General features: G+C 62.9%; 19 protein-coding genes and 1 pseudogene. 15 read left to right on the top strand and 5 right to left on the bottom strand.

The window, feature by feature from the left end; all coding sequences use genetic code 11:
* The 3 genes and pseudogenes from ABI213_RS01480 to ABI213_RS01490 form a co-directional block, all read left to right on the top strand.
* Nucleotides 1-223 (top strand): annotated as a pseudogene (locus ABI213_RS01480) (ABC transporter ATP-binding protein); the annotation flags it as partial.
* 39 nt (nt 224-262) lie between these two features.
* The gene (locus ABI213_RS01485; RefSeq protein ID WP_348025817.1) at nt 263-1666 is read left to right on the top strand and encodes a M20 family metallopeptidase; all 1404 of its coding nucleotides are present in this window, start codon (nt 263-265) and stop codon (nt 1664-1666) included.
* Nucleotides 1663-2829, top strand: a complete 1167-nt coding sequence (locus tag ABI213_RS01490; RefSeq protein WP_348025819.1) for a M20 family metallopeptidase — start codon at nt 1663-1665, stop codon at nt 2827-2829. Before ABI213_RS01485 ends, ABI213_RS01490 begins: the two co-directional genes overlap by 4 nt.
* Nucleotides 2830-2907: 78 nt before the next feature.
* On the opposite strand, the gene ABI213_RS01495 is transcribed toward ABI213_RS01490, so the two are convergent.
* Complete coding sequence (locus ABI213_RS01495) at nt 2908-4128, bottom strand: MFS transporter (protein ID WP_348025821.1); 1221 nt, start codon at nt 4126-4128, stop codon at nt 2908-2910.
* A 249-nt stretch (nt 4129-4377) separates the two neighbouring features.
* On the opposite strand from ABI213_RS01495, the gene ABI213_RS01500 reads away from it, so the two are divergent.
* Nucleotides 4378-4839 carry a glycine zipper 2TM domain-containing protein gene (locus tag ABI213_RS01500; protein ID WP_348008321.1) on the top strand — a complete coding sequence of 154 codons (462 nt, stop codon included), beginning with the start codon at nt 4378-4380 and terminating at the stop codon, nt 4837-4839.
* Between the two features lie 201 nt (nt 4840-5040).
* On the opposite strand, the gene ABI213_RS01505 is transcribed toward ABI213_RS01500, so the two are convergent.
* Nucleotides 5041-6573, bottom strand: coding sequence for an aminotransferase class V-fold PLP-dependent enzyme (locus ABI213_RS01505; protein WP_348025823.1), 1533 nt, complete (start codon nt 6571-6573; stop codon nt 5041-5043).
* 101 nt (nt 6574-6674) lie between these two features.
* Here ABI213_RS01505 and ABI213_RS01510 point away from each other — a divergent pair, with 101 nt between their 5' ends.
* Entirely contained in the window at nt 6675-7163 is a 489-nt protein-coding gene (locus tag ABI213_RS01510) for an Lrp/AsnC family transcriptional regulator (RefSeq protein ID WP_348008323.1), read from the top strand.
* 14 nt (nt 7164-7177) lie between these two features.
* Nucleotides 7178-8113, top strand: a complete 936-nt coding sequence (ylqF, locus tag ABI213_RS01515; RefSeq protein ID WP_348008324.1) for a ribosome biogenesis GTPase YlqF — start codon at nt 7178-7180, stop codon at nt 8111-8113.
* 93 nt (nt 8114-8206) lie between these two features.
* Here ylqF and ABI213_RS01520 read toward each other — a convergent pair whose 3' ends face one another.
* The gene (locus tag ABI213_RS01520) at nt 8207-9292 is read right to left on the bottom strand and encodes a porin (protein WP_348008325.1); all 1086 of its coding nucleotides are present in this window, start codon (nt 9290-9292) and stop codon (nt 8207-8209) included.
* 450 nt (nt 9293-9742) lie between these two features.
* Between ABI213_RS01520 and ABI213_RS01525 the strand changes: the two genes are divergently transcribed.
* Both ABI213_RS01525 and coq7 read left to right on the top strand, forming a co-directional pair.
* Nucleotides 9743-10993: a porin gene (locus tag ABI213_RS01525; protein WP_348008326.1), complete on the top strand. Its 1251-nt coding sequence runs from the start codon at nt 9743-9745 to the stop codon at nt 10991-10993.
* A 124-nt stretch (nt 10994-11117) separates the two neighbouring features.
* Nucleotides 11118-11756, top strand: coding sequence for a 2-polyprenyl-3-methyl-6-methoxy-1,4-benzoquinone monooxygenase (coq7, locus tag ABI213_RS01530; protein ID WP_348008327.1), 639 nt, complete (start codon nt 11118-11120; stop codon nt 11754-11756).
* Here coq7 and ABI213_RS01535 read toward each other — a convergent pair.
* Nucleotides 11753-12205: an OsmC family protein gene (locus ABI213_RS01535; RefSeq protein ID WP_348025825.1), complete on the bottom strand. Its 453-nt coding sequence runs from the start codon at nt 12203-12205 to the stop codon at nt 11753-11755. The genes coq7 and ABI213_RS01535 overlap by 4 nt on opposite strands.
* Nucleotides 12206-12477: 272 nt before the next feature.
* On the opposite strand from ABI213_RS01535, the gene ilvA reads away from it, so the two are divergent.
* From ilvA to ABI213_RS01550, 3 genes are read left to right on the top strand one after another with little or no spacing between them, the layout of a single operon-like run.
* Complete coding sequence (gene ilvA, locus ABI213_RS01540; RefSeq protein WP_348025827.1) at nt 12478-14070, top strand: threonine ammonia-lyase, biosynthetic; 1593 nt, start codon at nt 12478-12480, stop codon at nt 14068-14070.
* Nucleotides 14071-14077: 7 nt separating this feature from the next.
* Entirely contained in the window at nt 14078-14878 is an 801-nt protein-coding gene (locus tag ABI213_RS01545; protein WP_348025829.1) for an adenosylcobinamide-GDP ribazoletransferase, read from the top strand.
* Nucleotides 14875-15453 (top strand): histidine phosphatase family protein, encoded by a 579-nt coding sequence (locus ABI213_RS01550; protein WP_348025831.1) that lies wholly within the window; start codon nt 14875-14877, stop codon nt 15451-15453. The genes ABI213_RS01545 and ABI213_RS01550 overlap by 4 nt, the downstream gene beginning before the upstream one ends.
* Here the strand turns inward: ABI213_RS01550 and ABI213_RS01555 are convergent.
* Nucleotides 15398-15853: a type II secretion system protein N gene (locus tag ABI213_RS01555; RefSeq protein WP_348025833.1), complete on the bottom strand. Its 456-nt coding sequence runs from the start codon at nt 15851-15853 to the stop codon at nt 15398-15400. The genes ABI213_RS01550 and ABI213_RS01555 overlap by 56 nt on opposite strands.
* A gap of 22 nt (nt 15854-15875) precedes the next feature.
* Between ABI213_RS01555 and gspG the strand changes: the two genes are divergently transcribed.
* The 4 genes from gspG to ABI213_RS01575 all read left to right on the top strand — a co-directional run.
* The gene (gspG, locus tag ABI213_RS01560; protein ID WP_348005924.1) at nt 15876-16316 is read left to right on the top strand and encodes a type II secretion system major pseudopilin GspG; all 441 of its coding nucleotides are present in this window, start codon (nt 15876-15878) and stop codon (nt 16314-16316) included.
* 1 nt (nt 16317) lies between these two features.
* Complete coding sequence (locus ABI213_RS01565) at nt 16318-16839, top strand: prepilin-type N-terminal cleavage/methylation domain-containing protein (protein ID WP_348025835.1); 522 nt, start codon at nt 16318-16320, stop codon at nt 16837-16839.
* Nucleotides 16836-17189 carry a type II secretion system minor pseudopilin GspI gene (gspI, locus tag ABI213_RS01570; protein WP_348005926.1) on the top strand — a complete coding sequence of 118 codons (354 nt, stop codon included), beginning with the start codon at nt 16836-16838 and terminating at the stop codon, nt 17187-17189. The genes ABI213_RS01565 and gspI overlap by 4 nt, the downstream gene beginning before the upstream one ends.
* The coding region (locus ABI213_RS01575; protein ID WP_348025837.1) for a prepilin-type N-terminal cleavage/methylation domain-containing protein at nt 17189-17664 on the top strand (476 nt) is incomplete at its 3' end. The genes gspI and ABI213_RS01575, both read left to right, overlap by 1 nt.

Genomic DNA, 17664 nt, shown 5'->3' on the forward strand with positions numbered 1-17664 from the left:
GTTTGGCTTGACCTACTTCTTCATCAGCCACGACCTGGGCGTGGTGGAGCACCTGGTAGACCGCGTGGCCGTGATGCACAAAGGCGCCATCGTGGAGCTGGGCAGCCGCGAGCAGATATTCAGCCGCCCCGAGCACCCCTACACCCGCATGCTGCTGGCATCGGCGCTGACGCCCGAGCCGGGCCTGGGCATCCCGGACATCAGCCGCGAAGCCTTGGCCTAAGAACAGCCCTTGTCCTCATTCCAAACAGAAAGATCTCCCATGAGTCGCACCCAAGCCTTGGCGCAAACGCTCGCCTATTTTGACGACGGCCGCTTCCAGAAAACGCTGGACCGCCGCGTCGCCTACAAGACCGAAAGCCAGGACGCCGCCAGCGGCCCCATCCTGCACGCCTATCTGCGTGAAGAGATCACCCCCCAGCTGGAAAGCATGGGCTTCAGCTGCCGCATCGTGGACAACCCCTTGCCCGGCAAAAGCCCGTTTCTGTTTGCCGAACGCATGGAGCCCGGCGCCAGCTGCACCGTGCTGACCTATGGCCATGGCGACGTGGTGCGCGGCTACGACGCGCAGTGGCGCGAAGGCCTGAGCCCCTGGAAGATCGTGGTGGACGGCAACCGCTGGTACGGCCGTGGCACGGCAGACAACAAGGGCCAGCACACCATCAACCTCACCGCGCTGGAGCAGGTACTGGCCGTGCGCGGCGGGCGCCTGGGCTACAACGTCAAAATCATTTTGGAGATGGGCGAAGAAGACGGCTCGCCCGGCCTGAACGAAGTCTGCGCACTGCACCGCGAAGCCTTGGCCGCCGACGTGTTTCTGGCCTCCGACGGCCCCCGCGTGTCGGCCTCGCGTGCCACGCTGTTCCTGGGCTCGCGCGGCGTGTTCAACTTCGACCTGTCGCTGAATCTGCGCGACGGCGGCCACCACTCGGGCAACTGGGGTGGCCTGCTGCGCAACCCCGGCATCCGTCTTGCACATGCCATTGCCAGCCTAATAGACGCCCACGGGCGCATCTTGGTGCCGGGACTGCTGCCCAAAGAAATCCCCGAGAGCGTCAAAAAAGCGCTGCAAGACATCGAAGTGGGCGGCGGGGCGAGCGACCCCGAGATCGACCCCCACTGGGGCGAGCCCGGCCTCACACCGGCCGAGCGCGTCATCGGCTGGAACAGCCTGGAAGTGCTGGCCTTCACCACCGGCAACCCCGCCATGCCGGTGCACGCTATCCCCCATACGGCCCGTGCCCACTGCCATATGCGCTTTGTGGTGGGCAGCGATGTAGCCCACTTTCTGGACCACATCCGCCAACACCTGCTGGCCCACGGCTTTGACGACGTAGAGGTGCGCAGCACCAATGTCTACATGGCCGCAACCCGCCTGGACCCCGACAGCCCCTGGGTGCGCTGGGGCATGGCCTCTATAGAGCGCAGCACCGGCAGCCGCCCGGCGCTGCTGCCCAATCTGGGCGGCTCGCTGCCCAACGATGTGTTCGCCGAAACACTGGGCCTGCCCACACTGTGGGTGCCGCACTCGTACCCCGCCTGCTCGCAGCACGCCCCGAACGAACACATTCTGGTGGACACCACCCGTGAGTCGCTGCAGGTCATGGCCGGCCTCTTTTGGGATCTGGCCGAACAAGGTGCCGACATCATGAAGGAAGCCGCATGACCGTGCTGGAAACCAACGCCGCCGTCGCGTGGCTCGCAGACCAGCGCCCAGCGATGCAAGAGGCCCTTGCCACGCTGGTGAATATCGACTCCGGTAGCTATGACAAGGCAGGCACGGATGCGGTCGCCAGCGCCATGGCCGGCTGGCTAAACGCCGCAGGCATTGCCACCGAACACCGCAGTGCCCCCGCCGACGGCGACGTGCTGCTGACGCACCTGCCCGGTGCCAACCCCACGGCCGCACCGGTCGTGCTGATGGGCCACCGCGACACCGTGTTCCCTACCGGCACTGTGGCCCAGCGCCCCTGGCGGGTCGAGGGCGACCTGGGCTACGGCCCGGGCGTGGCCGACATGAAGTCCGGCCTGGTGCTGCAATGCTTTGTGATGATGGCGCTGCAAAAGCTGCCGCCCCTGCCCTTCCCCCTGCGCGGCCTGTTCACGGCGGATGAAGAGATCGGCTCGCAAAACGGGCGCGTCGCCATCCAGACCCATGCGCGCGGCGCGCGTGCCGTGTTCAATTCAGAGCCCGGCCGTGTCAGCGGCAACCTGGTCACCGAGCGCAAAGGCGGCGCCACCTTCTTGATCGAAGTCACCGGCCGCGCCGCCCATGCAGGTGTGAACCACGCCGATGGTGCCAGCGCCATCGCCGCACTGGCCCATCTGGTCATCGCGCTGCACGCACTCACCGACTACAGCACCGGCATCACCACCAATGTGGGCCTGGTCAGCGGCGGCATGTCCACCAACACCGTGGCACCTACCGCCCAGGCCAAGCTGGATGTGCGCTTTCGCACCCTGGCGGAACGCGAAGCCGTGTTTGCCCACATCCACGCACTGGTCGCGCAGCCGCCCCAGGTGCCCGGCACCCAGGTGCGCATCACCCAAACGTCCGAATCCATGCCGTTTGAGCTGCACTCCAGCCAAGCGCTGATGCAGCGCTACCAGCACAGCGCCGCCGAAGTCGGCTTCGCCGTTGACGGTGAGGCCACCGGCGGCTGCTCGGACGCGGGGCTGACTGGTTCGCTGGGCGTACCCACGCTTTGCGGTGTCGGTCCGGTGGGCGGCAAGGCGCATACCGACGCGGAATACTGCCACCTGGACACGCTGGTGCCCCGCGCCCAGGCGCTGGTCAAGACCATCCTGGGTTTGGCTGAGTTAGCATAACGCTAGGCTTTTTATAGCTGCTTGCGCAGGTAGAACCTGCGCCAGAGCCCTATTTGGCCAAAATTTTAAAAGAATGCCTCAGCCCTGGGGCGCCAGCCCCCGCACCTTGCCAAACTCCACAATGCGCCAGACCACGGCGGTAAAGGCCAGCACCACCAACAGCATGCAGCCGTAAGCCCAGCGCAGGCCCACTTGGTCTGACAGGCTGCCCACCAGCAGGCCCGCCAGTTGCGAACCCACGCTGTAACCAATCATCAGCAGCGCCGACAGCCGGGAGGTCTGCCCCGGTGCCGCGTCGATCATGATAGCCAGCAGGATCGGAAACACCACGCCAATCCCCAAGCCCAGCATGAAATTGCCCACAGCAGGTAGCGCCCAGCCGCCTACACCGGGCAGCGCCACGTTCAGCGCCATGCCCGCCAGCGCCAGCAAATTCATGCGCCACAGCTTCTGCCGTATCGACCAACTGCTGTGAAAAAACGCCTGCCACAGCCGCGCCGCCACCATCCCGGCCACAAAAAACTGCAGCCCCACCCGTGCGGCGTTGGGGCTGAGGTGCTGGGCGCTGATGCCATAGCTCACATACCAAAAGTTTTGCCCCCACTCCACAAATCCGCTCAGCACGCCGCCGGTGACCACCCAAGCCACCAGCGGGCGACGCAGCAGTTGCACGTAGCTGAGCGCGCCGCCTTGCTCCTCCACCGCATGGTGGGACGGCACTAGATGGGCAAAGTGGCGGCGCGGCCAGAACAGCAGCAACACGCACAACAAGGGCAGCAAATACAAGGCATAGGGCGCACGCCAATTGGTGTTCAAGCTCTGCACGCCAATCACCGCCAGGGGCGACAGCAGATTGCCCAGGCTGAAGGCCACGTCCACCATGCTCAACAGCCGGGCACGCAGCTCTGGCTGCGGGCTAACATCGGCCAGGATGCTGTGCGCCAGGGTGAACAAGGCCGTTTCCACCAACGCCACGGCAAAAAATCCCAGCAGCAACATGCCAAAGTTGGGCGACAGCACGATCAGCACAATCGAGGCCAGCGCAGCAGCGGTGTAGCTTAAAAACAGGGTCCGGGGCGGGTAGCTTTGGGCCATGCGCCCGCCCTGCAAAGCCCCCAGCACCGAGCCGCTGGACCAGACCATCATCAAAATGCCCAACTGCTGGTAGTTGTCCAGCTCCTCGCGCAGCTCGGGCGTAATCGCCCCCAAAATGGCCGCAAAAATGCCCGCGCAGAACGCGGTGTAGATCACCACCCAGGCCAGATAGGGGATGGTTCGGAGGAAGTCTTTGAGTTTCACGGTTGGCAATACAAGGCCCAGCCCACCAATGGGGCGGGATTTGAGGCAAAAAGATCGATGGGGATGTGCAGAGCGGATCGGGGCGCGGAGCCCTGCGCCAAGCAGGCCGCGATTGTCGCCGTTTACACCCGGTTCACGCAGCCGATGGAACCAATGCCAGGGATACCCTGTCAACCATCCAGCTCTTGGCGCGTCGTATGAAGGAAGCAAATCATCCGTAACGTGCCCTTTTTTCAGGAACATCCCGCCATGCGATTGACTACCACCGTCCTTACCGCCACCCTGCTCGCCACCGGCCTCAGCGCCTGCGTGGTCGCCCCCTACCAGCAGGCTCCACAACCCGTCGCCGTGCAACAGGTGCAGCGCGTAGACACCGGCCGCGTGGCCCAGATGGAGTTGATACGCACGCAGGAGCGTCCGCAGCCCACCGGCGGCGGCGCTTTGATAGGCGGCATCCTCGGCGCGGTGATCGGTCACCAGATCGGCGGCGGCGTGGGCAAGGGCGCGGCCACCGTGCTCGGCGGTGTCGGCGGCGCGGTCGCAGGCAATGCAATTGAAGGCAGCCAGCAGCCCGGCCAAGTCCACGAGTCCTACCGCGTCAGCGTGCAGGGCGACGACGGCAGCTACCGCTATTTCAGCGTGCCGCCCCAAACCGACCTGCGCGTAGGCGACCGGGTGCGCATGGGCAACGGGCAACTGTTCCGGTATTGATGCCCCCCCCCAGTCTTCAGAGCTTCGCTTCTTTCGCCAACCCCCCTCGTATCTGCTTGAAAAGCAGATACGACACGCAGGGGGCGATACCAGTGGCCTGGCAAAGCCAGTTCCACGCTGTTCTGGAAGGGATGGTGATTGCGCTGGGTTTATACTTTTTTTGCCTCTTACGCATATCACACCTGCGCTGACAGCTAGTCTTTAGATAGCACCCTCACCCACCATCTGCCAGGCTTGGGCGTAACCCAGTTGGCGCAGGGTGTGCACGGCGCGTTGGCTGCGCTGGCCGCTGCGGCAGACGAATAACAGTGGAACGGACGGTGTGGCTAGCCAGTGGGGCAGATGGGTGTCCAGGCGGCCCAGCGGCACGTTCAGCGCGGTGTGGCCGCAGCCTAGCGGTTGGGGTTCGGCGGCGTGCTCGTGGGGTTCGCGCACATCCACCAGCACGGCGTTGGGATGCTGTTGTAAAAAGTCTGCCAGTTGCTTGGGCAGCAGGTGCATGGTCTGGTCGGCCTCTAGGGGCGGACCGCAACGCAGCGCTTTGGCGGCAGCGGCGCGGGCTTGCAGTGCAGCACCGCAGCGGGCAATACGGGCACAGGCGGTGTCGATAAAGGCCGCATCGGCCAGGGCACCGAACGACAGCCGCACGGCCGACGCGGCCTGGGCGTCGGGCACGCCCATGGCTTGCAGTACATAGCTGGGGGCCACTTTCTTGGCCGAGCAGGCACTGCCTGCGCTGACGTGTACACCCACGATGCCCAGGGCATCCACCACCGCACTGCTGGGCAGGCCGGGCACCGAGAAATTCAAGGTGGTGGGCAGGGCATCATCCAAGTCGGCGTTAAAGATGATTTCGGGCCACGCCGCCCGCAGGCTCTGCACGAGCAGCTCTCGAAACTGTAGCATTTGAGTGTGGCTGCTAAAACTGTCGCCTTCCTCCAGCGCCTGCAGCACCGCGCCGAGTGCGGCGATGCCCACCATGTTCTCGGTGCCGGAACGCAGGCCGTCTTCTTGCCCGCCCCCGGCCAGCAGCGGGGTGAACGGCGCACCAGGGCGCACATACAGCAGGCCAATGCCCTTGGGCGCGTACAGCTTGTGGCCAGAAAACGGCGCGTAGTCGATGCGGGTCTGCGCCAGTTGCAAAGGTAGCTTGCCCAGGGCCTGCACACAGTCCACCAGCCAGTAGGCCTGCGGGGCTAGGTCCTGGAGTACGGCCTCGATCCCCGCCAAGTCAGACACCACGCCGGTCTCGTTATTGGCAGCCATGGTGCAGACCAAGGCGGCCTGCGGGGCCAGCGCGCGCAAGGCGGCCAGGTCGTGCCGCCCGCTGCGCTCTACCGCCAAGACTTGCAGTTCCAGCTGCAAACCCAGCACCCGGTTCCAGTGCGCCAGGCTTTCAGGCACCGCCTTGTGTTCAGTGGCTCCGTACACCAGCAGCTTGCCCACCGGCTCGCCGCGCGCCTGCCGCTCCCGCACGCCGCACAGGGCCGACAGCACCGCCGTCTGGATGCCCTCGGTCGCGCCGCTGGTGAACAGCACGTCGCCCTCCCCTGCACCCAGCACCCGCACCGCACGGGCACGCACGGCATCCACCAGTTGCCGGGCCTGCAAACCGGTGGCGTGGGTACTGCTGGGATTGCCAAACAGCGCCCCCATGGCCTGTTGTGCAGCGGCCAGGGCGGCGGGCATGACGGGGGTGGTGGCGTTGCAATCAAGGTAGATAGTGGGATTCATGGCGGTGAATCCTACCTATCGATACGGAAATACGGCTTCTATAAATATTAGAATATTCCAAAAATTTAGAACAAATAAACTATTAATTTTAAAAATGCAGCATGAATGAACTTGACCGTCTGGACTACGCTATTTTGGGTGCACTGCAGATCGACGGTAACCTGTCCGTGGCCGCGCTGGCCGAGCGGGTCGGCCTGTCCAGCACGCCCTGCTGGAAGCGCCTCAAACGGCTGGAAGACGAGGGCTACCTCAGCGGCCGCGTGGCGCTGGTCAACCGGCACAAAGTGGGTTTGCCCATCACCGTGTTCGTCAGCATACGCACGGCCCAGCACGACGAGAAATGGCTGGCCCAGTTCGCCGCCGCCGCCGCGGCCCTGCCCGAGATCCAGGAGCTGCACCGCATGAGCGGCGATGTGGACTATTTGCTCAAAGTGGTGACCACCGACATCGGCGGTTACGATCGCTTCTACAAAAAACTCATCCAGGCCGTGCCTTTGAGCGGCGTGTCATCCGCCTTCTCCATGGAGCAAATCAAGTCCACCACGGCCCTGCCACTGGATTTAGTCTCCTTCGGCAGTACAAAACCATAGAAAGTAATAAAAACATGGCCATCCAATGGTTCCCCGGTCACATGCACCTGACCAAAAAAGCCATCACCGAGCGCCTCAAAGAGACCGACGTGGTGATCGAGCTGCTGGACGCGCGCATGCCCGGCTCCAGCGCCAACCCCATGCTGGCCGAGCTGATCGGCAGCACGCCCACCCTCAAAATCCTGAACAAGCAGGACATTGCCGACCCCGTGCGCACCGCCCTGTGGCTGGCACATTACAACGCCCTGCCCGGCACCCGCGCCATAGCCCTGGATGCCAGCGAAACCGCGCCGGCCCAGCGCCTCATCCCTGCCTGCCGCCTGCTGGCCCCGTTGCGCGGCGGCATGGTCAAGCCGATGCGGGTGCTGATTTGCGGCGTACCCAATGTGGGCAAGTCCACGCTGATCAACACCTTGAAGGGCAAGCGCGCCGCCAAAACCGGCGACGAAGCGGGCATCACCAAGCTGGAGCAGCGCATCGTGATGGCCGACGACTTTTATGCCTACGACACCCCCGGCATGCTGTGGCCGCGCATCATCGTCGAGCAAAGCGGCTACCACCTGGCCGCCTGCGGCTCCATTGGCCGCAATGCGTTTGACGAGGAAGAGGTGGCGCTGGAGCTGCTGCTGATTCTGCAAAAGCACTACGCCGGGCAGGTGGAAGAACGCTACAAGCTGGACCCGATTCTGGGCCTGACAGACATTGGCGTGCTTTCTGAGATCGCCCGCAAACGCGGCGGTCTGCTGGGCGGTGGCAAGGTCAATCTGCAAAAAGCCGCCGAGATCGTGCTGACCGAATTCCGTTCGGCCACGCTCGGCCGTGTGACGCTGGAAACCCCGGAAGAATTCACCCAGTGGCTGGCCACCGGCCAGGCCGCCGACGCGGCCCGCCAGGCCAAGAAGGACGCACGCAAAAACAAAAAAGGCCCCATCCAGGCCGACACAGAGTAAGCGCCCCTATAAGCACCCATAAAAAAACCCACTGCTGTGACGCAGTGGGTTTTTTGTGGTTCAAACCTTCAGCTGGCGTGTGCCAGCCTCAGATCAGAAACGGTGCTGAACGCCCATAGCAAAAATGTTTTGCTTGGCATCAGGCGTAGCTGCCGTAGCGTTGTTCTTCTTGCCAACGCCAGCTTCGTAGCCGCCGTACAGGAAGGTGCGCTTGGACATGGTGTACTTGTAACCCAGGGCGAAAGCCGTGCGCTTCACATCACCAGAAGCCAGCAGGTTTTTGTCCTTGGACTGGGAGACACCGCCGGTCAGCAAGAACGCATCGGTGACCTTGAAGTCCAGACCGATCTGGTATTCGTTGGTAGAAGCACCATCGACGTAGTCAACCTTACCTGCGTGGCCATAACCAGCCTTGGCAATGATCGTACCGAAGTCATACTGGCCCGACAGACGGGTGAAGTTGCGATCGGTAGCAGTGCCGGGGGAGGTGACAGGCTTTTCCGTTTGGTAAGCCAAAACGCCGCTCACTGGGCCATTGGCGTAAACCAAAGACGTAGAGATTACACGGATGCCAGCGGTGGTGGACAGGCTGGTCGCAGCCTTCTCATCCAGCGTGTAAGAAACGGCACCCACAAAACCGGCAAGGTTAGGCGTGTCGTAACGGAAGGTGTTGTTACCGCGCAGAACGTAGCCAGCAGCGGGGTTAGCGTCATAGAAGGTGTTGAAACCGTTCGCAGTACGCATGACATTGCTTTGGGCCGACAAAGAGCCGTTCAACATCGAGTCATTCATACCTTCGTTGTCGTAGAACGGCAAGATTGCGCGACCCACAACCACCTTACCAAAGCCGCCTTGTAAACCCACAATGGATTGACGACCGAACAACAAACCGCCTTGACCAGAAGCTCCAGTGTCAACACTGAAACCGCTTTGCAGATCAAAGATGGCCTTCAAACCGCCGCCCAGATCTTCAGCGCCCTTCATGCCCCAACGCGAACCATTGACGGAACCGGAGGTCTCGACGGTCTGGCGCAGCGATGCCACGGGTAGGTTGCCTTTGTTTTGTGTCGAAGAGCTACCCACAAAAACGTCAATAACACCGTACAGAGTGACGGAGGACTGGGCCATTGCGGCACCGGAAGCGGCCAGCACAGCCAATGCAACCAGGGATTTTTTCATTCAGGTATCTCCAAAGATTGATAAGTGTCGGGTTCGCAGTCTGGCTGCCACCTCAACTGTTACTTCTGTTTCAGAAGCTGAAGCGATTACACCAGACGGTGAATAAACATTAGGTGACTAGCCTGTCACAAAACTACATATGTTGAATATAAACAACGTTTTTTGCGCAAAGTAACCACCTAGTAACTTCCACCCAATTTGTTACATACGCCACCATTGGCCTCTGCAACTTTGCCTAAAAGAAACAAAGCAGATACTTGGCATAGGACAGCTTTTGCTGCTGTGAAATAGGAGTCACAGGGTTTCCACCTGCCAAAAAAGTCGCACAAGCGACCTGTACACGGCTGTAATTTGGCAACATGCGGGCTCACGCAGCCTGGCAAACGACGGCGGTTTGCGGTGGAAACAGAGGCTAAACGGCGTAATTTTGAGAAAAACTTTGGAGCAACTATGAAAAAAATGACTTTGGTGTCCGCAGCCGCACTGGGCTGCCTGGCCACGGCCGCCATGGCACAGGAAACCCCTGCAGCCAGCAGCGTAACGCTCTACGGCATCGCCGATGCAGGTATCAATCACGTTACAGGTCTGAAACAAGGCTCTGTCACGCAATTGGCCAGCGGCATCATGGAAGGTTCGCGCTGGGGCCTCAAGGGCAATGAAGATCTGGGCGGCGGATACAAGGCTATCTTCACACTGGAAAGCCGCGTGGAGCTGGACACGGGGTCGGTAAGCAACCGTCCCGCTTCGGGCTCACAAGTGCCTGACCGCTTGAACACCGCCACACTCATGGGTCTACCCGCGGCATTCCAGCCCGCGGTGACGGCCGTAGCCGGCAGCCTGGGCGCGCAACTGGGCGTCAACCATATTGATAAGAATTTGTTTGACCGCCAGGCCTATGTCGGCCTTATCACCCCGGTAGGAGCCATCACGGCGGGTCGGCAGTACACCCCTGGCTACCTGGCATCTGCTACGTTTGACTCCATGCATACCGAATCTAGCTTGGCACTGGGCCAGTTGGTGTCGGTGCCGGTGTCATTCACGATCCGCACCAGCAACGCCCTGCAGTACGCAATCCAAACCAATGGCGTTACCGCCACGGTCATGTATGCCATGGGCGAAGTGGCGGGCAATAACTCGGCAAACCGCTTGTTAGGCACCATGTTGGTTTACAAGGGCGCTGGCTTCTCGGTAGGAGGTGGGTACAACACACAGAAGAACGAAGTGGGTCAAAAGTCTCTGACAAACAGCATTTTGGGTGCATCGGTGGATATTGGCCCAGGTACTTTGAGCACCATGTTTGCCACCATCAAAGATGACAATCCTGCAGGTGTTTCGGGGATTGCCGCCTTGGTCGGTGGCGGCGCAGGTGTCTTGGTGCAAAACGCATTCACCACCGCGCTGAAGCAAAACTCTACCTTGGCCCACATCGGTTACCGCATGTCCATGGGTGCCAACACGGTCACCGTGGCCTACAACACCATGAACGACAAGACCGCGTCCAATGCCGACCGAGACTCGTACGGTGTGGCATACACCTACGCGCTGTCCAAACGGACCGACCTGAACGCCGTATTGACGCGCTTCAACAACAAAAACAGTTCGCAACTGGCTCCCGGCGGCAACGGCTTTCTGGGCGGTGTAACAGCCTCCGCAGGCACCGATTCGACCAACGTGGCATTTGGCATCCGCCACCGGTTCTGACCCCAAAGCCTAAGCAGCATCTGCTAAAAAGTCCTCCCCTGTGGAGGACTTTTTCTTGGGCGACTGCAAGCAGGCGGGCTTGCTTTACAGTGGCAAGATGACTTCACCCAGCCCACGCATATCCTTGCCCCGCCTTCCTACCCTCGACCAGCTCTGCCGCGCAGCGGACACCGCACTGCGCACGGTATTCACCCAGCCGCACGCCAGCCGCAGTTGCCCGACGGTACCTGAGCGCGCCACCGAACTCAGCCCGGCAGACAAAGCCCAAGCCGGTGCGCTGATGCGTGTCAACCATGTCGGCGAGGTGTGCGCCCAGGCGCTGTACACCGCACAGGCGCTGGTGACGAAAAACCCCGCGCTACGCAACCATTTCCTGCATGCCGCCGCCGAAGAAACCGACCACCTGGCCTGGACGCGCCAGCGGCTGGACGAACTGGGGGCCCGCCCCAGTGTGCTGAATCCCCTGTGGTACGCCGGGGCCTTTGGCCTGGGAGCGCTGGCCGGTCAGCTCGGTGGGGACCGCTGGAGCCTGGGCTTTGTGGTGGAAACCGAAAACCAGGTCGCCGCGCACCTGCAAAGCCACCTGGAGCACCTGCCCGCCGACGACCACGCCTCACGGGCCATCGTGGTGCAGATGAAAGACGATGAAGAGCGCCATTCCCAAGAGGCGCTGCTGGCGGGCGCGCTGGACTTGCCCGCGCCGGTCAAAAGCCTGATGACCCTGGCCGCCAAGGTGATGACCACCGTGGCGCACCGGATTTAGGCGGCCTCGACCACGTCAAAGCTGGTGGTAATTTCCGCCGTCTTGCCCAGCATGATGGTGGCCGAGCAGTATTTATCGTGGCTCAAGGCGATGGCGCGCTCTACGGCCACGGCGGGAATGCCCTTGCCAGTCACGGTGAAGTGCATGTTGATCTTGGTAAACACCTTGGGATCCACCTCGGCACGCTCAGACACCAGCTTCACCGAGCAGCCGCGCACATCGTGGCGACCGCGCTTCAAAATCAGCACCACGTCATAGGCGGTGCAGCCGCCGGTACCGGCTAGCAGGGTTTCCATTGGGCGGGGTGCCAAGTTTTGGCCGCCGTTTTCGGGTTTGGCTGCATCGGGCGCACCGTCCATGGTCAAGGTGTGGCCGCTGCCGGTTTCGGCCACAAAGCCCATGCCCGAACGGGTGCCCGCGGCGCCGGTCCAACTCACTGTGCATTCCATGCTGCTGTCTTTCTTTAACAAAATTACGGATGAAAAGACGGATTCTGCCCGTGATGCCAAGTTGTTCACGCTTTTCGCCACACCAACATGCTGCATCGCAACATCACTAAGGGAAAACGACTACAATCAAACCATCGTAACAAAATTACTTTGTTACCCCGATTGTCTCCTCCACCCTCTGAAAAGGTGGATTTAAGCCCCGAGTCGCAAGACTCGGGGCTTTTTTTATGGCTGTTGGCTCTCCCTTTATCATCAAAGACTAAGGAAAACCCATGACCGCACCCGCCAAGCCCGCCAAAGCGTCCAAGCCGCTCACCCCCGCCGACTATCTGAAGAAGATTCTGACCGCCCGCGTCTACGACGTGGCGATTGAAACCGCACTGGAACCCGCCCGCAACCTGAGCCTGCGGTTGAACAACACGGTGCTGCTCAAGCGAGAAGACACCCAGCCGGTCTTCAGCTTCAAGCTGCGCGGCGCGTACAACAAAATGGCGCACCTGACCGCGGCGCAGCTCAAAAAAGGCGTGATTTGCGCCTCTGCCGGCAACCACGCCCAGGGCGTGGCCATGAGCGCCCGCAAGCTGGGTGCCCGCGCGGTCATCGTGATGCCCACCACCACACCGCAGCTCAAGGTGGATGCCGTGGCGGCACTGGGCGGCGAAGTCGTGCTGTTTGGCGAAAGCTACACCGATGCCTACAACCACTCGCTGTCGTTGCAGAAAAAGCAGGGCTTGACCTTCGTCCACCCCTTTGACGACCCCGATGTGATCGCCGGCCAGGGCACGATTGCCATGGAAATCCTGCGCCAGTTGCAAAGCCTGGGCTCACAGAAGCTGGACGCGGTATTTGTAGCCATCGGCGGCGGCGGCCTGATCTCTGGCGTGGCCAACTACATCAAGGCGGTGCGGCCTGAGATCAAGGTAATCGGCGTGCAAACCGAGGATTCGGATGCCATGCTGCAGTCTGTCAATGCCAAAAAGCGCGTTACTCTGTCCGACGTGGGCCTGTTTGCCGACGGCACTGCCGTCAAGCTGGTGGGCGAAGAAACCTTCCGCGTGGCGCGCGGCCTGGTGGACGACTACATCACCGTGGATACCGATGCCGTGTGCGCTGCCATCAAGGACGTGTTTGTGGACACCCGCAGCATCGTCGAGCCCTCGGGTGCGATGGCGGTAGCGGCGGTAAAGCAATACGTGGCCAAGCACAAAACCAAGGGCGAAACCTACGCCGTCATCCTGTGCGGTGCCAACATGAATTTCGACCGCCTGCGCTTCGTGGCCGAGCGAGCCGAGGTGGGCGAAGAGCGCGAAGCCCTGTTCGCCGTCACGATTCCCGAAGAGCGTGGCAGCTTCAAGCGCTTCTGCGAAGCCATAGGCCAGTTACCCGGCGGGCCACGCAATGTGACGGAATTCAACTACCGCATTGGTGACGCGGCCAAGAGCAATGCCGCCCATGTATTTGTGGGCCTGACCACCACGGCCAAGGGCGAATCCCAAAAGATCGCCAGCAACTTCGGCAAGCACGGATTCAAGACACTGGACCTGACCCACAACGAGCTGGCCAAAGAGCACATCCGCCATATGGTGGGGGGGCAGTCGGCGCTGGCGCAGGACGAGCGCCTGCTGAGCTTTGTGTTTCCCGAGCGGCCCGGCGCGCTGATGAAGTTCCTGAGCCTGGTACGACCCGGCTGGAACATCAGCCTGTTCCACTACCGCAACCAGGGCGCGGACTACGGGCGCATCCTGGTCGGCCTGCAAGTGCCCCAAACCGATGCCAAAGCCTTCGACAAATTTCTGGCCACGCTGGACTACCCCTGTGTCGAAGAAACCCATAACCCGGTCTACCAGCTGTTCCTGCAAAGCTAAGCCTCCCATGGACGGTGTCCGCCACTACCTGCTAGCCGTCCAGTTCTTCACCCGCATCCCGGTCACCGGGCGGCTGGCGGCCTGGGTGGGCTACAGCCCGGCGATGCTGCGGGCCAGCGCCGCACATTTCCCCGGCGTGGGCTGGCTGGTGGCGCTGGTGGCTTGCACGGTGGCGGCTATCAGTGGCACGCTGCTGCACGGACGGCCCGGCAGCGCGCTGGTGACGGCGGTGCTGTGCACCATTGCCACCGTGCTGCTCACGGGCGGCTTCCACGAAGACGGCCTGGCCGACGTGGCCGATGGCCTGGGTGGCAGCGTGGCGCGCGAACGGGCGCTGGAGATCATGAAAGACTCGCGCGTGGGCGCCTACGGCGCGATGGCGCTGGTGCTGGCGCTCACCGCCAAAGTCGCCCTGCTGGCGCTGCTGGACGCGACCAGCGGCACGGCCTTGCTGGCGGCGCTGGTGGGCGGGCACGTGTGGTCGCGCTTTTGCCCACTGGTGCTGGTGCGCCTGTTGCCGCACGTGGGCGACACCGCCACGTCTAAAAGCAAGCCGCTGGCCGACCAGATCAGCCGCCGTGCGCTGAGCGTGGCATCTATATGGTGTTTTATGCCTCTAGCGCTGGTAGCATCTGCGCAGGCAGCTTCATTTTTAATAGCAGGCGTGCTGGCCAGTTTGGTGGCACTGGCCTGGATGGGACGCATGTTCCAGCGGCGGCTGCAGGGCTTTACCGGTGACTGCCTGGGTGCCACGCAGCAGGTCTGCGAGATCGCGTTCTACCTGGGTGCGGCACTGGCCTTGCCATGACGCTCTGGCTGGCCCGCCATGCCCGGCCGCTGGTAGAGCCCGGCATGTGCTACGGCGCGCTGGATGTGGCGGCAGATGGACCAGCCACCCAGGCGGCGGCACACACGCTGGCGGAGGCATTGCCTTTGGGGATTTTCGTCACCAGCTCCACGCTACAAAGATGTGAGCAGCTTGTGCAGGCGCTGTCTGCGCTGAGGCCCGATTTAACCCCTATTTTTGACCCCCGCCTGCGCGAGATGGATTTTGGCCACTGGGAAGGCCAGCGCTGGGATGCCATTGGCCAGCCCGCGCTCGAGGCCTGGACGGCCGACTTCGCCCACCATCGGCCCGGCGGCGGCGAATCGGTGCAGATATTTATGCAGCGGGTGGCCGCGGCTTGGGATGCGGTAGGCACGCGGCCCACGCTGTGGATCACGCACGCCGGGGTGGCGCGGGCCTGTAGTCTGCTGGCTGCGGGCATGCGCAGCATTGACCGCGCCGACCAGTGGCCGCACGCGGCGCCTGGCTACGGTGAATGGATTACTTTCGAACCGGCAATTCCAGCGCAAACGCCGCCGGGCCATTCAGGCTGTTAGCCAGTTCGGCCCGGCGCGGGCCGACCGACTGCAACACCAGGCTGCCGTCTACCACGCTGCCCACCCGGAAGGGCTTGGGCGGCTTGCCATCCACCGCGATCAGGGCCGCGCCACCGTGGCCCTGACCGGCAATCACACCGGACAGCACAAACCGGGTCGAGGGGTTCACCAAGGTCTCAGTCGCAGCACCCTGGGGTACGGCACCCAGCACGTGGGCGACGGCCGCCGTATCGATGGGCGCGCGGGTGTGCGTGGCCACGGCGGTTTGCGGGCCAGCCGCGTCGGCGGTGGACTTCAGCCCCCAGTACGCCGCGCTGGCCAACGCCAAAGCCCAGACCACAAAAGTCACCAGCCGGGGTGCCCAGCGTGCTGTAAGGGAATCGGATGCGTTTATTAACATGGATTGATTATCATCGCTGCCCATGACACACCACCGACTCTTCCCCCGCCGTTTTCTGCACCATGGTTTTACCCTGATTGAACTGATGGTGGTGCTGGTCATCATCGGCGTGCTGGCCGCGCTGATCGTGCCCAATGTGCTGGAGCGTGCCGACGATGCCCGCGCCACCGCCGCCAAGACCGATGTGAACAACCTGGTCCAGGCCCTGAAACTTTACAAGCTGGACAACCAGCGCTACCCCACCGCCGAACAAGGCCTGCAAGCCCTGGTCACCAAGCCCAGCACCAACCCGATTCCGCCCAACTGGAAGCCCTACGTCGAGAAGCTCCCCAACGACCCCTGGAGCCGCCCCTACCAGTACCTGAATCCCGGCGTGCAAGGTGAGATCGACGTGATGTCCTTCGGTGCCGACGGCGTGGCCGGTGGCGAAGGTAAAAATGCCGATATCGGCAGTTGGCAATGATGTGGCCCCCACGCTTCTCACTGCGTGTAGTGCGCTGCCCCCCGAGGGGGCCGTGCCTTGCTTGGGGCGGCCCGGCGCTACGGCGTTGATCTCGCGTCAAAAAGGCTTCACCCTGCTGGAGCTGCTGGTCGTCGTGGCCATCATCGCCATCGCCAGTGCGGGGGTCGCCTTCGCCCTGCGCGACAACAGCCAGACCCTGCTGGAGCGCGATGCGGCGCGGCTGGCGGCGCTGTTTGAATCGGCCCGGGCCCAATCGCGTGCCACCGGCGTGCCGGTGCATTGGCGGCTGACCACCGACGGTTTTGCCTTTGACGGCCTGCCTGCGCGGACCCTGCCCGAGCGTTGGCTGGGCACCGACACCGTGGCGCGCAACACCACCCCGGTGCTGCTCGGCCCCGAGCCGGTGATTGGCCGCCAGGAAGTGGTGCTGCAGTCCATCAGCCAGCCCAGCCAGGCCCTGCGCATCGCCACCGACGGCGCACGGCCTTTTACGGTGCAGACCGTGCCAGCGGTCACGCCATGAAAGTCCGTGGCTTCACCCTGATCGAAGTGCTGGTGGCCCTGGCCATCGTGTCGATTGCGCTGATTGCCGGGCTGCAGGCCACCCAGGCGCTGACCACCAATGCCACCCGGCAAACCGATGTGCTGCTGGCCCACCTGTGCGCCGAAAACCAGCTCATCGCCATGCGCCTGTCGGCCCAGATGCCCAGCGTGGGCGACAGCAGCCAGAACTGCGAGCAGTCGGGCCACGTCTACGAGGTGCGCCTGAACGTGCTGCCCACACCCAACCCCAGCTTTCGGCGGGTGGACGCGCAGGTGTTTGATGGAAACGCGCCCATCCTGCGCATCTCCACCATAGTGGGACGGTTTTAATGGCGCGCCAACGCGGTTTCACCCTGGTCGAACTGCTGGTCGCGCTGATGGTGATGGCGCTGCTGGCGGTGCTGAGCTGGCGCGGGCTAGACGGCATGACCCGGGCGCAAAGCCAAACCCAGCAGCGCGCCGACGAGGTGCTGACCCTGCAGGCCGGGCTGGGCCAGTGGACGGCCGACCTGGATGCCCTGCTGGAGCAGCCCAACACCACCGCTCTGGACTGGGACGGGCGCGGCCTGCGCCTCACCCGGCGCAGCAGCGACCCGCAGGCCACCGGTCCGCTGGTGGTGGCCTGGACGCGCCGCACGGTGGATGGCACCGACCAGTGGCTGCGCTGGCAGTCGCCCGAGGTACATAGCCGTGCCGAACTGACGCAGGCCTGGAGCAACGCCGCGCTGTGGGCGCAAAACCCCAGCGACGATGCCAAACGTGCCGAGGTCGCCCTCACCCCGCTGGCCGATTGGCGCATCTTCTA

The organism is Rhodoferax sp. (genome assembly GCF_039922535.1).
GTDB lineage: Bacteria > Pseudomonadota > Gammaproteobacteria > Burkholderiales > Burkholderiaceae_C > Rhodoferax_B.